The 14,586-nt window shown below is 35.1% G+C and carries 17 protein-coding genes; 3 read left to right on the forward strand and 14 right to left on the reverse strand.

All coding sequences use genetic code 11. The annotated features are described in order from the left end of the window. Nucleotides 1-15 precede the first annotated feature (15 nt). From hppD to MNO09_RS29685, 6 genes are all read right to left on the reverse strand, one after another. Complete coding sequence (hppD, locus tag MNO09_RS29660; RefSeq protein ID WP_088106814.1) at nt 16-1,134, reverse strand: 4-hydroxyphenylpyruvate dioxygenase; 1,119 nt, start codon at nt 1,132-1,134, stop codon at nt 16-18. A 310-nt stretch (nt 1,135-1,444) separates the two neighbouring features. Next, nucleotides 1,445-1,555 (reverse strand): DUF3948 family protein, encoded by a 111-nt coding sequence (locus tag MNO09_RS29665; protein WP_001083700.1) that lies wholly within the window; start codon nt 1,553-1,555, stop codon nt 1,445-1,447. A 42-nt stretch (nt 1,556-1,597) separates the two neighbouring features. Then, nucleotides 1,598-1,714: a DUF3948 family protein gene (locus tag MNO09_RS29670; RefSeq protein WP_000654250.1), complete on the reverse strand. Its 117-nt coding sequence runs from the start codon at nt 1,712-1,714 to the stop codon at nt 1,598-1,600. Nucleotides 1,715-1,749: 35 nt separating this feature from the next. Beyond that, nucleotides 1,750-1,866 (reverse strand): DUF3948 family protein, encoded by a 117-nt coding sequence (locus MNO09_RS29675; RefSeq protein WP_000654250.1) that lies wholly within the window; start codon nt 1,864-1,866, stop codon nt 1,750-1,752. A 35-nt stretch (nt 1,867-1,901) separates the two neighbouring features. Continuing rightward, the gene (locus MNO09_RS29680; protein ID WP_000664237.1) at nt 1,902-2,009 is read right to left on the reverse strand and encodes a DUF3948 family protein; all 108 of its coding nucleotides are present in this window, start codon (nt 2,007-2,009) and stop codon (nt 1,902-1,904) included. Nucleotides 2,010-2,050: 41 nt separating this feature from the next. Beyond that, nucleotides 2,051-2,158: a DUF3948 family protein gene (locus MNO09_RS29685; RefSeq protein ID WP_000664237.1), complete on the reverse strand. Its 108-nt coding sequence runs from the start codon at nt 2,156-2,158 to the stop codon at nt 2,051-2,053. Between the two features lie 451 nt (nt 2,159-2,609). Between MNO09_RS29685 and MNO09_RS29690 the strand changes: the two genes are divergently transcribed. Beyond that, nucleotides 2,610-3,482 carry a Cof-type HAD-IIB family hydrolase gene (locus MNO09_RS29690; protein WP_000766409.1) on the forward strand — a complete coding sequence of 291 codons (873 nt, stop codon included), beginning with the start codon at nt 2,610-2,612 and terminating at the stop codon, nt 3,480-3,482. A gap of 37 nt (nt 3,483-3,519) precedes the next feature. Here MNO09_RS29690 and MNO09_RS29695 read toward each other — a convergent pair whose 3' ends face one another. The 6 genes from MNO09_RS29695 to MNO09_RS29720 form a co-directional block, all read right to left on the reverse strand. After that, nucleotides 3,520-4,485, reverse strand: coding sequence for an ABC transporter ATP-binding protein (locus tag MNO09_RS29695; protein ID WP_001294493.1), 966 nt, complete (start codon nt 4,483-4,485; stop codon nt 3,520-3,522). Continuing rightward, a complete protein-coding gene (locus MNO09_RS29700) occupies nt 4,482-5,462 on the reverse strand; it encodes an ABC transporter ATP-binding protein (RefSeq protein WP_000030797.1) in 981 nt (326 codons plus the stop codon). The genes MNO09_RS29695 and MNO09_RS29700 overlap by 4 nt, the downstream gene beginning before the upstream one ends. Before the next feature lie 10 nt (nt 5,463-5,472). Beyond that, on the reverse strand, nt 5,473-6,396 hold the full coding sequence (gene opp4C, locus MNO09_RS29705) for an oligopeptide ABC transporter permease (protein ID WP_000451061.1): 924 nt from the start codon (nt 6,394-6,396) through the stop codon (nt 5,473-5,475). A 12-nt stretch (nt 6,397-6,408) separates the two neighbouring features. Then, nucleotides 6,409-7,365 (reverse strand): ABC transporter permease, encoded by a 957-nt coding sequence (locus MNO09_RS29710; RefSeq protein ID WP_000860699.1) that lies wholly within the window; start codon nt 7,363-7,365, stop codon nt 6,409-6,411. 103 nt (nt 7,366-7,468) lie between these two features. After that, nucleotides 7,469-9,196, reverse strand: a complete 1,728-nt coding sequence (locus MNO09_RS29715; protein WP_048563008.1) for an ABC transporter substrate-binding protein — start codon at nt 9,194-9,196, stop codon at nt 7,469-7,471. A gap of 240 nt (nt 9,197-9,436) precedes the next feature. Beyond that, entirely contained in the window at nt 9,437-11,137 is a 1,701-nt protein-coding gene (locus MNO09_RS29720; protein WP_088106813.1) for an ABC transporter substrate-binding protein, read from the reverse strand. A gap of 237 nt (nt 11,138-11,374) precedes the next feature. Between MNO09_RS29720 and MNO09_RS29725 the strand changes: the two genes are divergently transcribed. After that, nucleotides 11,375-11,572 carry a hypothetical protein gene (locus tag MNO09_RS29725; RefSeq protein ID WP_000369259.1) on the forward strand — a complete coding sequence of 66 codons (198 nt, stop codon included), beginning with the start codon at nt 11,375-11,377 and terminating at the stop codon, nt 11,570-11,572. 245 nt (nt 11,573-11,817) lie between these two features. Here MNO09_RS29725 and abc-f read toward each other — a convergent pair whose 3' ends face one another. Further along, a complete protein-coding gene (gene abc-f / locus MNO09_RS29730; protein ID WP_088106812.1) occupies nt 11,818-13,698 on the reverse strand; it encodes a ribosomal protection-like ABC-F family protein in 1,881 nt (626 codons plus the stop codon). A gap of 124 nt (nt 13,699-13,822) precedes the next feature. Continuing rightward, entirely contained in the window at nt 13,823-13,957 is a 135-nt protein-coding gene (locus MNO09_RS29735) for an RAxF-45 family protein (protein WP_282914464.1), read from the reverse strand. A gap of 421 nt (nt 13,958-14,378) precedes the next feature. Here MNO09_RS29735 and MNO09_RS29740 point away from each other — a divergent pair, with 421 nt between their 5' ends. Next, a complete protein-coding gene (locus MNO09_RS29740) occupies nt 14,379-14,507 on the forward strand; it encodes a hypothetical protein (protein WP_002096919.1) in 129 nt (42 codons plus the stop codon). Nucleotides 14,508-14,586 lie beyond the last annotated feature (79 nt).

Here is a 14,586-nt window from a genome sequence, read left to right on the forward strand (position 1 = left end):
TGGTGGATACAAATCTTATAAGTTTCCGCGACGTTCCTGTTCTCTTTCAATTGATTCAAATAATGCTTTAAAGTTCCCTTCTCCAAATCCGCGAGAACCTTTACGTTGAATAATTTCAATAAATAAAGTTGGACGATCTACAATTGGTTTCGTAAAAATTTGTAGTAAGTATCCTTCCTCATCGCGATCTACTAAAATCTTTAATTCTTTTAACCTATCAATTTCTTCATCAATTTTCCCAACTCGCGCACTTAACTCATCATAATAAGTATCAGGTGTATCTAAAAACTCCACGCCATTTTCACGAAGTGCTTCCACTGTTTTAACGATATCGCTTGTTAATAAAGCAAGATGTTGTACACCTGCTCCATTATAGAATTCTAGATATTCTTGAATTTGCGATTTTCTCTTGCCATCTGCTGGCTCGTTAATAGGGAACTTAATACGACTTCCATTTGTCATAACTTTCGACATTAATGCTGAATACTCTGTACTAATATCGTCATCATCAAAATGAATCATTTGTTTAAAGCCCATAACATTCTCATAATAGCTAACCCATTCTTCCATTTTCTCAACATTACCAACTACGTGGTCTACAGCAATTAAACCTGACTCTTCAAACGGAATATTAAACTCCACCTGTTGGAATCCTGGCATAAATGTTCCTTTATAATTTTTACGCTCTACAAGCGTGTGAATTGTATCACCATACGTACCAATAACTGCTTTTTTCAATGTACCGTTCTCGTCTGTTAATTCCACAGGTGGAGCAATCGCGACGGCACCACGTTTCACAGCTTCCGAGTATGCTTTGTCAACATCGTCAACAAGTAAAGCAACATCTTTTACACCATCACCATGTGTCTTTACAAATTCTGCGATACGATTATCGCTACTTAAAGCTCCAGACACAACAAAACGCATATTTTTTTGCACAAGAACATAAGATACCTTTTCACGGTTACCAGTTTCTAATCCAGAGTAAGCCACAATTTTGAAACCGAATGCTCTCGCAAGGTAATAACTTGATTGCTTTGCATTTCCTACGTAAAATTCCAAATGATCTACATCACGTACCGGAAAAAAGTCCTCCATTTGTGCAGCTAGCGTATCTATAGATTTTTGTTTCATAAAATCCTCATCCCCCTGTAAATAGATTAAATGGTCCATACTTAAAACCAACCGAAAACGCTTCCAACATCAATTAATAGAAATTAGTTAGCAAGCTAACAAATTCTGACCTTTAAAATTTTCTATCTTTTCTGTCAAATTCCTCTTTTTTTCTTACATATAAAATTCGACTTTTTTCTCTTTACATGACGGAGGGAATATTAATACTTGAAGATATATATGAGAGGAAAACAAAAAAGACCCCAACATATTAACTACTTACTAATATGCTAGAGTCTTTATTTTTTTTGAATGATTGTATTTATATGTCTCATACTAATACATTTGCAAGGAATAAAATAAATGATGTTAATACTACCGCTCCACCTAATGATCCTAATAAATCTGTTTTTGTTACTTGTAACACTTGTTCACTGTTCATATTCCTCATTCTCCTTTCATTTTGTATGATTTAAAACTTCTATTATACTAATACACTTGATAGAAATACGATTAATGCCGTTAATACTACTGCTCCACTTGCTGATCCTACGAAGTCACCTTTTGTTACTTGTAATACTTGCTCTTTCATATCTTTCATTCTCCTCTCTTTTTTCTTTTGTTACAAAACTTCTATTATACTAATACGCTTGATAGAAATACGATTAATGCCGTTAATACTACTGCTCCACTTGCCGATCCTACGAAGTCACCTTTTGTTACTTGTAATACTTGCTCTTTCATATCTTTCATTCTCCTCTCTTTTTTCTTTTGTTACAAAACTTCTATTATACTAATACGCTTGATAGAAATACGATTAATGCTGTTAATACTACTGCTCCACTTGCTGATCCTACGAAGTCACCTTTTGTTACTTGTAATACTTGCTCTTTCATTTTGCATTCTCCTCTCTTTTTCTTTTATTACAAAACTTCTATTATACTAATACGCTTGATAGAAATACGATTAATGCTGTTAATACTACTGCTCCACTTGCTGATCCTACGAAGTCACCTTTTGTTACTTGTAATACTTGCTCTTTCATTTTATGTATCCTCCTTTTTAATAAGTTATCTATATGTAATTTCTAAGAAATGTTTATTTCATAGTTTTTATGTTAGCGTTACATTAAAGTTATTAACGTAACGTTTGTAACATTAATGTAACATAACTATTGTTACGTTGCAATATAATTACGTAAATTTTATTACACTTTTTTTACGTTTTTTTATAAACACCCTTAAAAACCTTGTTTTAATGCACTTTCTACTAAGTTGGCGTTTGTAATGTTATTGTAATATTACAGTCATATAACGAAACACCCTCATACCTACCTCTATTTTTATTACAAATTAAAGTGCATATTCAAAGTAATAAGATGGCGCCTATCAAATTTTTACTGACGGTTCACGCAAGATAAAATACGATCTTTCCAAGATAAGTTTATATGTTTCCTCTATATAACTATGTATAATAAAAGCAAAGAGGTGGTCATTTTGAAATTAATCGCATTAGATATGGATGGTACGCTACTATCATCTAATCTTGAAATCTCCAAAGAGAACTTACAAGCTATCCAAACTGCAAAAGAGGCTGGTCATATAGTCATGATTTGTTCTGGTCGTGCAAAAGAGGATGCTTTAAAATTATTGGAAGAATATAAACTATCTCTTCCAGTTGGAGCGAGCAATGGGGCAATTGTTTATGTGGATGGAAAAGTAATTAACTCGCGTTGTTTACAAAACGATAAAGTATACAAGCTTGCAAAATTACTAGAATCTGAAGGTTTTCCTTATAAGCTATATACGAATAAAGGAGTTTATTCTCCATATACATGGCAAGATCAAGTCATGCAAGCGTTCGAAGAAAACAAGCATGCACTAGATGTTACACTTGAAGAACTTGAAAGAATTACAGAAAAACAAAAGAAATCAAACTTAATTACTGATTTCCAAAAAATCGAAGATGTTGTAAATAATCCAGAATTAGAAATATCTAAATTCTTCATTTTGACATTTAATGCAGCGCATCGTGCACAGCTATTAAGCATGTTACAAGAAGACACTGATATTTCAGTTACGGCATCAGCTCCTACTAATGTAGAAATTATGGATAAGCATGGTCATAAAGGGAACGGTCTACAAGAAATGGCTGCTTATTTCAATATACCAATTGAGGATACTATTGCGATCGGAGACAACTTTAATGATGTGCCAATGTTACAAGTAGCTGGCTTATCAGTTGCAATGGGAAATGCTGAAGAAGATGTAAAAAAACTATGTGATGTCGTAACATTAACAAATAATGAGCATGGTGTTGCTCACGCAATCGAGAAATTTGTATTGAAACAAACTTCATCTAGTAAATAAAAAAAGGACTCTTTCAATTTGAAAGGGCCCTTTTCTTTTATACATGATGACAAGCAACAAAATGCTCTTCACCAACATTACGGAATTCTGGTACCGTTTGTTTACAAATATCTGTTGCAAACGGGCAACGTGTATGAAAGCGACAACCCGAAGGTGGATTTGCTGGACTTGGAATATCACCCTCTAGTATAATCCGCTCTCGCTTCACTGTTGGATCTGGTATTGGCACAGCTGATAACAATGCTTTTGTATACGGATGCAGTGGGTTCGTAAATAACTCATCACGCGGCGCTGTTTCCACAATCGTTCCTAAATACATAATTCCAATTTTCGTACATAAGTGCTCTACTACGCTTAAATCATGTGAAATGAACAAATAAGATAGTCCCTTTTTCTCCTGTAACTCACTAAATAAATTAATGATCTGTGCTTGAATAGATACATCTAGTGCTGCCACAGGTTCGTCAGCTACTATAAATTCCGGATTTAATACCATAGCTCTTGCGATAACGATACGCTGACGTTGTCCACCAGAAAACTCATGAGGATACCGGTCAATATGATATGGGGCTAAGCCACATAACTCTAATACTTCTGTCACTTTTTCACGAACATTTTCTTTCGTCGCTAGTCCGTGAGCCAACATCGGCTCGCCAAGTGCTTCTCCAATTCTCATTCTCGGATTTAATGAGCTAAATGGATCTTGAAACACAAGCTGCATATTAGGACGATGTTTTCTCAATTCCTCTTTTGATAGAGAATGAACATCGTGTCCTTTAAACTTCACTTCTCCCTCCGTTTTTTGAACGAGACGTAAAATTGTTTTTCCTATCGTCGTTTTTCCGCTTCCTGATTCACCAACGAGACCGAACACTTCGCCTTTATTAATAGTAAAACTTACTCCATCAACTGCTTTCACATGTCCAATCGTTCTACTAAATATGCCGCCTTTAATTGGGAAATATGTTTTTAAGTTTTTTACTTCTAATAATGGTTCACTCATTGTCCCGCACGCTCCTCATATAACCAGCAAGCTACTTTATGATTCTCATCATGTACATTCAGATTTGGCGCTTCTTCTTTACATATTTCCATACAATGCTCACAACGACCGCTGAAGTAGCAGAATTCATCCAAACCAACTAAATTAGGAACTTGCCCTGGAATAGAATATAATTTATCTATTCGTTTTCCCATCACCGGTTTTGATTTCAACAACCCTTTCGTATACGGGTGTTTCGGATTTTGGAATATTTCTAGTACTGGTGCCTCTTCAATAACTTTCCCGCCATACATAACGACAACGTAATCAGCCATCTCAGCTACAACACCTAAATCATGTGTAATTAATAAAATGGATGTTTTAAATTCTTCTTTTACTTGTCTTAATAAGTCTAATATTTGGGCTTGAATCGTAACATCAAGAGCCGTTGTCGGTTCATCCGCAATTAATAACTTCGGATTACAACTAAGTGCAACAGCAATCATAATACGTTGTAACATGCCACCACTCAGTTCGTGCGGATAAGAATGGACGATTTCATCCGCACGAGCTATACCAACTTTACGAATTAACTCAATCGCCTTCTTATACGCTTCATTTTTGCTAAGTAATTCATGCTCTCTTAACGTCTCTACAATTTGTTCACCTACAGTGAAGACAGGATTTAGCGATGTCATCGGTTCTTGGAAAATCATCGCAATATCATTTCCTCGTAAACTACGAAGCTCTTTCTCTTTCATTCCTAAAAGACTTTTTCCTTCATATAAGATATCTCCACCTACTACACTGCCTGATTCAGCAATAAGTCCCATAATAGATAAAGCTGTTACACTTTTCCCGCAACCCGATTCGCCTACAACACAAACCGTTTCACCTTCTCGAACTGTAAAACTAACATGATTCACAGCCTTTACTGTTCCTTCTTCTGTCTGAAAGTGTGTTTGTAAGTCTTTCAGCTCCACTACCGCTTTACTCATACCTTCTCACCTACCGTCTCATCTTTGGATCTAACGCATCACGAAGTGCATCACCAAGTAAATTAATGGATACAACTGTTATAAAAATTGCAAAACCAGGCGGAATCCATAACCAAGGACGCTTTTGGAAATCAATTAACGAGTTAGCTGCACTAATCATATTCCCCCATGATGGTGTAGGTGGAACGACGCCGAGACCTAAGTAACTTAGTGCGGATTCCCCTAAAATAGAACCTGCAACGCCTAATGTGGATACAACAATTAATATCGGTAAAACATTAGGAATTAAGTGATAGATAATTTTTCGGTAATCTTTTATTCCTAGCACATCAGCAGCTTGCATAAACGCTTGCTCTCTAAGCGATAAAATTTGACCTCTTACAAGACGTGCAAGCCCCGGCCAACCTACTAAACTTAAAATAATCATAATGACATACAGACGATAATCAGACGGTACTTTCCACTCTGATAAAATCGCCCCCATTATAATAAGTAACGGTAATCCTGGCATCGACATTAAAATATCTGCAAGACGCATAATAATATTATCAACGATGCCACGATAAAATCCTGCAATAGCCCCTAATACAGCTCCTAGTATTACTGATAGAACCATTGAAGCTAGGCCAATTGTTAATGAAATTCGTCCCGCTTGCATAAGTCTCGTTAAAATATCTCTTCCTAATTGATCTGTACCGAGCCAATGAGAAAAACTAGGTGGTTTGTTAATTAACGCAACTTGTATTTTCCCTGATGCATATGGCGAAAAGAATGGACCGATAAAACAAAATAAAAACATAAAAATTAATGCATACAATCCTACGAGTGCCATCTTATTTCTCTTTATCCGTTTAATAGCTTGTCGCCATGGTGATGATTCATTTTTTCTTCTCTTTTTTTCTTTCTTCTCTGTAATCGCTGTAACAGTTTCCATCTCGTTCCCCCCTTACTTCAACCGAATTCGTGGATCAACAACTGCATATACGATATCTGCGAAAAAATTTGAAACGATTGTTAAACAAGAAAGAAACATCGTAAATGCCATCAATACTGTATAATCACGGAAATTTAGTGCTTCTAATTGAATACCACCAATCCCTGGCCAGTTAAAAATTTGTTCAATAATAATTGCCCCAGAAAACAATCCAGGTAACTCAAACGCAAGCAATGTAATAGCCGGTAAAATGGCATTTTTTAATGCATGCTTATAAATAACAGTCTTCTCTTTTAACCCTTTTGCTCGTGCTGTTCGTATGTAATCTTGTCTTACAACCTCTAACATACTCGTTCTAAAATAACGAGTTAATGAGCCCACACCAAGAAGAGTCAAAATAAATACCGGTAAAACCATATGCTTTGCAACTTCTATCACATAAGCGAATCCGGTTGAATTACTACCAACATCAATCATTCCACCTATTGGCAATAACTTAAGATCAACTGCGAACACCTTAATTAGAAACAGACCTATAAAAAATGAAGGAAATGACATTGCTGCAAAGATACCAATTGTTACAAGCTTATCGAATAAAGAATGTTGTTTTGTCGCTGAAAATACACCGATAATAAGTGCAATTAACCAAATAAAAAACAATGCAATAATTGCTACACTAAAAGAGTTCCAAATAAATTTATTTAATAATGATGTTACAGGTTCTTGATATTGAAGCGAAAAACCAAAGTCTCCTTGTAACGCATTACCTAACCAATGAAAATAGCGCTCAACAATTGGCTTATTTAATCCATACAATTCCCGAAGCTCTGCCGCCCTTTGCGGTGTAATCTTAGGATTCGAATCAATATAATCCCCTGGAAGAAGTGCAAACAGGAAAAAAATAACAACTGACGTTCCCAAAAGTGTAGGAATCATTTGTAACAACCTACGAATGATATACGTTTTCACCCTTTTTCTCTCCAATCTTATGCTTAAAATAGAAGAACATTTTTTCGAATCAGCATATTACTAGCCGAATGAAAAAATGTCTTCTACTTATACATTCTTCTCGTTATTTTTCAATAGATAATACTGGCGAGTTCGAACTAATACTGTCATACTTCTCAGGATCAATTCCTTTAATGTTTCCATTGTAAGCTGTGATGATTCTACGATAATTTAATAAAATTACTGGCGGATCCTCACTTAGTTCTTTGTACAGTTCTTTGTAAATCGGTTTACGTTTCTCAATATCTACAGTTTCAATTCCTTTTTTAATTAATGCATCTACTTTTTCGTTTTTATAACCTAGGGTATTATCATCACCTTCCGAGGAGTAACCACTTACAGTTTCACTTGGATCTGTTGTAATTGGTGTTGCAACAGAAGCTAAATCATAATCGCCTTTTTTCACTTTTGATAGCATCGTATTAAAATCCATAAATTCAGGATTGAACTCAACACCTAATTCTTTATAGTTCTCTTTTGCTATCGGAATAAATAAATCACCTTCTTTTGCTGAGCTTGCACCATAATACGTTAATTTAAGTTTTTGACCATCTTTTTCACGAATTCCGTCTGAACCAGCTTTCCATCCAGCTTCATCTAATAATTTCTTCGCCTTATCTAAGTTATATTCGTACTTATTAATGCCCTCTTCTGTATAAGCCCAAGATGTTGGATGAATTGGAACATTTGCTACCGTACCGTATCCTTTCAAAGCTGTATCTACATATTTTTTACGATCCAATCCATAAATAAGAGCTTGACGAACTTTCTTATCTTTTAAATACGGTTTTTTACTATTCATTCTTATATAACTAAATGAAGCAGCTGTCTCTATTTCAACATTTGCAAACTGCAAACTCTTCACTTGTTCTAAAATTTCATCCCCGTAGCCTACTCCTGTATAATCTATCTCACCTGTTTGGAATAATTGGAATTTTGTATCCGGTGAAGTAATCTTATAAATAAAGTTTTGGATTTTTGGTTTACCTGCATAATAATTTTCATTTGCTATAAAACGAACTTCCTGTCCTGGGATATACTTTTCAAACTTATATGGCCCCGCAGCTATCGGTTTTCCATATAACTCTTTTAAATAATCTAAACTAGTATTTTGTTTATACTCTTTTCCATAATAAGCTTTCGATAATACTGGACCACCTAAAGCAATTAGCGCTTGTGAGTTAACTTTTTCGGTCGTAATTTTAATTGTTTGTGGATCCACAACTTGAATTCCTTCAATAGACGTCGCTTTTCCTTCTTTATATTCCTTTCCACCTTTAATTGCATATTGTGAAATATCATCTCCGCCTTCATACGCTTTATCATGTAGAAGTGATAATGTAAATGCTACATCGTCAGCGGTTAATGGCGATCCATCACTAAATTTCAAGTCTTTGCGTAAATGAAATGTATATGTTAATTGGTCTGAAGAAACATCCCACTTCTCAGCAAGATCTGGTATAGGTTTTCCTTGTTTATCTGTTGTAACAAGGGAAGCAAAAATAACCGATGTCACATTGCCATCCCAGCCGTTCTCTTGAAAGTAAGGTAAGAAAACTCCCCCAGGCTTTGAGATACCAGAAATAAACGTATCTTTTCTATTTTTTGCCTTATCAGGTACTTTCGTCTTATCTGTAGCCGCAATTTTTTCAACTTTTATATTTTTTAAATCTTGCTGTTTAACCGGTTCTGTAGAAGCCGTATCCTCCTGTCCCCCACAAGCAGATAACACAAGCGAACTACTCAGTAATACCGAAAATACACCAGCCCATTTTTTTGTCTTTTTCTTCATTGTCCCCACCCTAACTGTTTAATAGTTATACCCTTCGAACTTATTAGCTTATGTATGCCTCCCACAGCACATTTATAGCCAATCGGAAAAGTCGGTTTTAATCGTAAAAAATAGATGTTTTTGAGGGGTAGCAATCCTATTCCGACCTTTCCGGTAGACTTTATGGTTATTAGCTTATATCGTCCGTTATATTTTGTCAATTCTTTCTAAATAAATATTTTGAGAATTTTTTAAAAATTATTATTCTATCTTTAATTTAGGTAAACTTAATAAAATACCGTTATAGTTATCTTCTTGTAATCCTTGAATTCGTGCATGATGTGCAGACACCACTTTGCTATTATTCAAGAAGATTACAGGCGGGTCTTCACTTAACTCTTGATATAACTTTTTATAAATTTCTTTTCGCTTTTCAATATCCAACGTTTCTAATGCTTGCTTAGCTAATTCATCTACTTTCGGATTATAATATCCATCATAATTTCGTTTACTTGTTGAAACAAACTCTTCAATCGTTCCGCTCGGATCATCAATCATTGGCGTAGATACCATTGCTAAATCATAATCACCTTTTATCACTTTTGAAATCATCGTATTAAAGTCCATATATTCTGGGTTAAACTCTACACCCAACTTTTTATAATCTTCTTTCATCACAGGAATCATTACATCATTTATTTTACTTGCTGATGAGGCAAAATAACTTACTTTCAATTTTTGTCCATCTTTTTCACGAATTCCATCCGAACCTGCTTTCCATCCAGCCTCATCCAGTAATTTCTTCGCCTTCTCTAAATTATACTCATATTTATTAATGCCCTCTTCTGTATACGCCCATGAAACTGGCGTAATCGGTACATTAACGAGTGACGCATATCCTTGGAAATACGTATCAATAACCTTTTGACGCTCTAATCCGTAAATAAATGCTTGGCGGACACGTTTATCTTTAAAGTATGGCTTCTTATAATTCATTTTAATGTAGCCATAAGAGCTTCCTGTATACACATTAATATTAGCAAAACCTAAATCTTTTAATTGCTCAATGGTCTCCACGTTTGTCGTAAAACCATCATAATCTACTTCTCCTGCTTGAAATTGTTGTAACTTCGTATCACCCTTTGTAATTTTATAAATAAAGTGCTCAATCTTCGGTTTTCCTTCAAAATAATTTTCATTTGCTACAAATCGAACCTCTTGACCAGGAATATATTTATCTAACTTATAAGCTCCTGCTCCCACCGGCTTCCCATACAACTCTTTTAAATACTCCAAGTGTCCTTGTTTATACTCTTTCCCGTAATACGCTTTAGATATAACTTCTCCACCGATTAATGATAGCGTTTGAGCATTTACCTTTTCAGTCGTAATCGTAATTGTTTTCGGATCAATGACTTGAATTCCCTCAATAGAATTCGCTTTTCCTTCTTTATATGCTTGCCCACCTTTTATTGCTGTTTGGCTTATATCAGTCGCACCACTATAAGTTGGATCATGTAATAACGTTAATGTAAATGCTACATCCTCCGCAGTTAACGGTGTACCATCACTAAACTTCAAATCATCTTTCAAATGGAATGTATATGTAAGCTGATCCTCCGAAATATCCCACTTCTTCGCCAAAATGGGAATTGGTTTCCCTTCCTTATCCAGTCCAACGAGAGGCGCAAAGATAGCTTGCGTTATATTACCATCCCATCCATTCTCCATAAAGTGCGGAAGGAATATCCCTCCAGGGCTCGGCATTCCAACTACAAAAATATCTTTTCTTTCATTTACTTTTGTAGGACTTTTTGATTTGTCGCTCGCCTTAATAAATTCATCTTTTACTTTTAGTACGTTCCCGGCTTCATTTGTACTTGCTTCCTCTTGACCACATCCGGCTAGTAATACTGACACACTAAGAAATGTAGCAAGTGCTCCTTTAAAAGCATTTTTCATTGCCCTCTCACCTTTACCTTCCTAATTTTTATCGATGCAGGAACATAGGCCTCCTCCCTGTAACTATCTTTATTTTTCCTATAAAAATAGTATGAATTAATTTCAAGATTATTCCTTTCCTTTAAACATGTCAATCGTTCTCTTTTATTTCGTATTAAAAAATTAAAAATTCACTTCTATTCGTTCAGTATGAAACATAGAATACTAATAACCAATTACCAAAAAGGGGGCGAAAACATGGACAACCTATTCCAATACGTCCTGCACTACGTATTATTAACAATTATGATAGTCGGGGCTCTATTACTATTCCCATTCTTCCCAAAGTTCGTCCTCTTTTTAGCTTTTTTTATTATGCTCGGGATCGCCATTATCATTTCAACAAGGGAAGATACGACACAAAAAGAAAGCAGAGTTCAGCGCGTAAAGCTGTAACTCTGCTTTTTTATTTTCAATCCTGATCCGCCGTTTCACATACTTATGTCTCGGGAAATAAGTAACCGATCCAAAAAATCCCTAATATCATTTATGTTTTACAATCTATGTAAATTACAGAACAAAGATGTATCAAATTTACTGTTTCACGTGAAACACAATTTTTATTTTTCTCTTAAAGTAAAATATCAGTATAAAAAAAGCGAATCCTTTCAGCAAAGCTGAAAGGATTCGCTTTCTACTTTTTACTCCACAATATTCTCTAACTCATTATATAACTCCGCTCGTAACAACTCTTTCTTCGTTTTTTCTTCATACAATTGTTCAAGCATTTCAACATCAACTACATGTTCCATCTTACACTCAAGCATATATATATCCTCTTCTACATGCATTAACTCCGTTTCAATATCCTCAACATTCCTAACTTCTTTCTTTTTTACAGGAGCTGTTTCCATACTTTTTCTTCCTTGGCGTTGCTGCTTTATTACTTGTTTCTCGAGCTTTTCTTCCCACTTTTGACGAGCCCATGCGTAGTTCCCTGCAAACTCAAATAATTTATGCTCATCAATCCAATACGTCTTTTCAAATAACTTATTTAAAAAATAACGATCATGTGAAACAGCTAAAATCGTTCCATTATATTGCTCAAGAGCTTCCTCTAAAACTTCCCTTGATTCAATGTCGAGATGGTTTGTCGGCTCATCTAAAATTAAAAAATTGATATCTTGATACATAAGTTGCGCAAGTCTTAACCTCATTTTTTCTCCACCGCTCAGTTGCGTTACTTTCTTAAACACCGCTGGACCATAAAATAAAAACTTAGCTAATATATGTCTCGCTTCTCCCTCTGTTACAGCTACATATTCCCTGAAAGCCTCTAATACATTACTCTTCATATTTCCGTACGCATGTTGTGATAAATAACCGATTTTCACACTACTACCAATCCGAATTTCTCCAACGTCTGGCTCTATTTCTTCTAATAATAACTTTAGTAGCGTTGTCTTTCCTGTACCATTACGACCAACGATCGCCGCACGCTCTTGAAAACGAACATGTAAATTCGCTTCGTTAAATAAAGGGTGGTCAGCAAACCCTTTACTCACTTCTTTCATTACAACAACATCTTTCCCACTTCTCTCTTGCCCTTCAAACTGAAGTCCCATTTGTTTTCGTTCTAAAATAGGTTTCTTTAGTTTCTCTATACGTTCCAGTGCACGTTCCATACTTCTCGCTCTCTTATGCAATCCTTCATTCGGAGGATTCGCCTGATTTGCCCATTCACGTAGTCGCTTAATTGCTTCTTTCATTTTCTTTATTTTCTTTTGCTGTTCTTGATAAGCCTGAAACTCCTGAAGCAACCGTTCTTCCTTTTCCTCAACAAACTGAGAATAGTTCGTATGATACACGTGAATCTCTCCATCTTCTAAATCAAAAATCTTCGTTACAACTTCATCAAGAAAATAGCGATCATGTGAAATGACCATAACCGTTCCATTGTATTCTTTTAAAAATTGCTCTAGCCATTCTACTGCGAATAAATCTAAATGATTGGTTGGTTCATCTAATAGAAGTAAATCTGGTTTCTGCAATAACATGTATGCAAGACTTACCTTTGTTTGTTCCCCACCACTTAACTCCAAAAATGATCGTGGAAATAGTTCTGTCACCTGTAGACCATTTGCTACCTTCATCAAGTTCGCTTCTATTTCATAACCACCAAGAAACGCAAACTTTTCTTGGATTACTCCGTATCTCTCCATTAATTTTTGTAAAGCAGATGGTTCCCGTTCTTCCGCCATATTTTTTTCTAAAGCACGCATTTCTCTTTCTAATTCCTTTTCTGTTTTAAAAGCGGAACTCAATACATCATATACAGTCATACCCTCATCAAATTTCGGAATTTGTGCCACATGACCAATACGTGTACCTTTCTTCATATGAATGGCTCCTGCATCCAAACTTTCCATTCCAGTTAGAAGCTGAAAGATTGTTGTCTTCCCACTACCGTTACGACCAACTAATCCAACACGTTCACCATTCTTTATTTCAAGCGATATATTTTCAAATATGATGTTTCCACCAAAAGATTTCGTTACATTATTCACACTACAAATTGTCATTTTCCGTACTCCTTTCAATATAAAAAACCATGGGAAAGAAACATTCCCCATGGTTTTCGACATAGAAAAAGGAAGCCAAATAGCTCCCTTTTCACACGTTTATTAAAAATGGGTGAAGAGATATCTATCGTTCAATAGCTACTATGCAATTGTTAAAAAAGGACAGACGTACCCCGTTAACAACTACATCATGAAAAATCGCACGACAAAAATAGATATAATCTAAAAATTTGGCACGTGCAGCTAAAGAACGTTTCATCTCATTCACCTCTTTCGTACGGAATTTAATACTTACTTCTTTATTATACTTTCCCATTTCATGTTTGAATAGTCATTTTTCTGAAAATAATGAAGATAGACTAAACATTTCAATAAGTGACATCAAATCTTACAAAACTGTTATGTTCACGTAATGGAAAGCGATAGTACGAAAAGATGCCTCCCTATACAATAAAGATGTAAACAAGAGAGCCAAACAAAAGGAGGAAACGATCATGATGAAAGAAATCGTAAAAGCAATCTTTGAGGTATTAGTGAACGGACAAGCAGTTGTAAAAGAACTAAATGAACTATAAAAAGGAGTGAAGGAATATGATGAACATGGTAAAAATGATTTTACATGCTCTAGTTGATGCAAAAGCAGTTAGCCAAGAATTAAACCAACAATAAAAAAGGGGTAAATGAATATGAAGAAAGCCATTATTGTAATCGCAAGTACAGCAATTGCCTTATACACAATAAAAAATAGAAAAAAGAAACATAATAAAAATGCTTTATATTATCCATACACATTATTAAAGAAAAAATAAAAGACAAGGTACCCTGTTGTAATGAGGATATCTTGTCTTTTATTTTTCCTATTCCTTTTAAAGGATTTCCTTCTCCTTT

This window comes from Bacillus sp. N5-665 (genome assembly GCF_022637375.2).
In the GTDB taxonomy this organism is placed as follows: domain Bacteria; phylum Bacillota; class Bacilli; order Bacillales; family Bacillaceae_G; genus Bacillus_A; species Bacillus_A wiedmannii.

Coding starts and splice junctions, on each gene's coding strand:
- hppD (WP_088106814.1), bottom strand. CDS start 1,134: ATGAAACAAAAATCTATAGATACGCTAGCTGCACAAATGGAGGACTTT.
- MNO09_RS29665 (WP_001083700.1), bottom strand. CDS start 1,555: ATGAACAGTGAACAAGTGTTACAAGTAACAAAAACAGATTTATTAGGA.
- MNO09_RS29670 (WP_000654250.1), bottom strand. CDS start 1,714: ATGAAAGATATGAAAGAGCAAGTATTACAAGTAACAAAAGGTGACTTC.
- MNO09_RS29675 (WP_000654250.1), bottom strand. CDS start 1,866: ATGAAAGATATGAAAGAGCAAGTATTACAAGTAACAAAAGGTGACTTC.
- MNO09_RS29680 (WP_000664237.1), bottom strand. CDS start 2,009: ATGAAAGAGCAAGTATTACAAGTAACAAAAGGTGACTTCGTAGGATCA.
- MNO09_RS29685 (WP_000664237.1), bottom strand. CDS start 2,158: ATGAAAGAGCAAGTATTACAAGTAACAAAAGGTGACTTCGTAGGATCA.
- MNO09_RS29695 (WP_001294493.1), bottom strand. CDS start 4,485: ATGAGTGAACCATTATTAGAAGTAAAAAACTTAAAAACATATTTCCCA.
- MNO09_RS29700 (WP_000030797.1), bottom strand. CDS start 5,462: ATGAGTAAAGCGGTAGTGGAGCTGAAAGACTTACAAACACACTTTCAG.
- opp4C (WP_000451061.1), bottom strand. CDS start 6,396: ATGGAAACTGTTACAGCGATTACAGAGAAGAAAGAAAAAAAGAGAAGA.
- MNO09_RS29715 (WP_048563008.1), bottom strand. CDS start 9,196: ATGAAGAAAAAGACAAAAAAATGGGCTGGTGTATTTTCGGTATTACTG.
- MNO09_RS29720 (WP_088106813.1), bottom strand. CDS start 11,137: ATGAAAAATGCTTTTAAAGGAGCACTTGCTACATTTCTTAGTGTGTCA.
- MNO09_RS29725 (WP_000369259.1), top strand. CDS start 11,375: ATGGACAACCTATTCCAATACGTCCTGCACTACGTATTATTAACAATT.
- abc-f (WP_088106812.1), bottom strand. CDS start 13,698: ATGACAATTTGTAGTGTGAATAATGTAACGAAATCTTTTGGTGGAAAC.
- MNO09_RS29735 (WP_282914464.1), bottom strand. CDS start 13,957: ATGAAACGTTCTTTAGCTGCACGTGCCAAATTTTTAGATTATATCTAT.
- MNO09_RS29740 (WP_002096919.1), top strand. CDS start 14,379: ATGAATATGAAGAAAGCCATTATTGTAATCGCAAGTACAGCAATTGCC.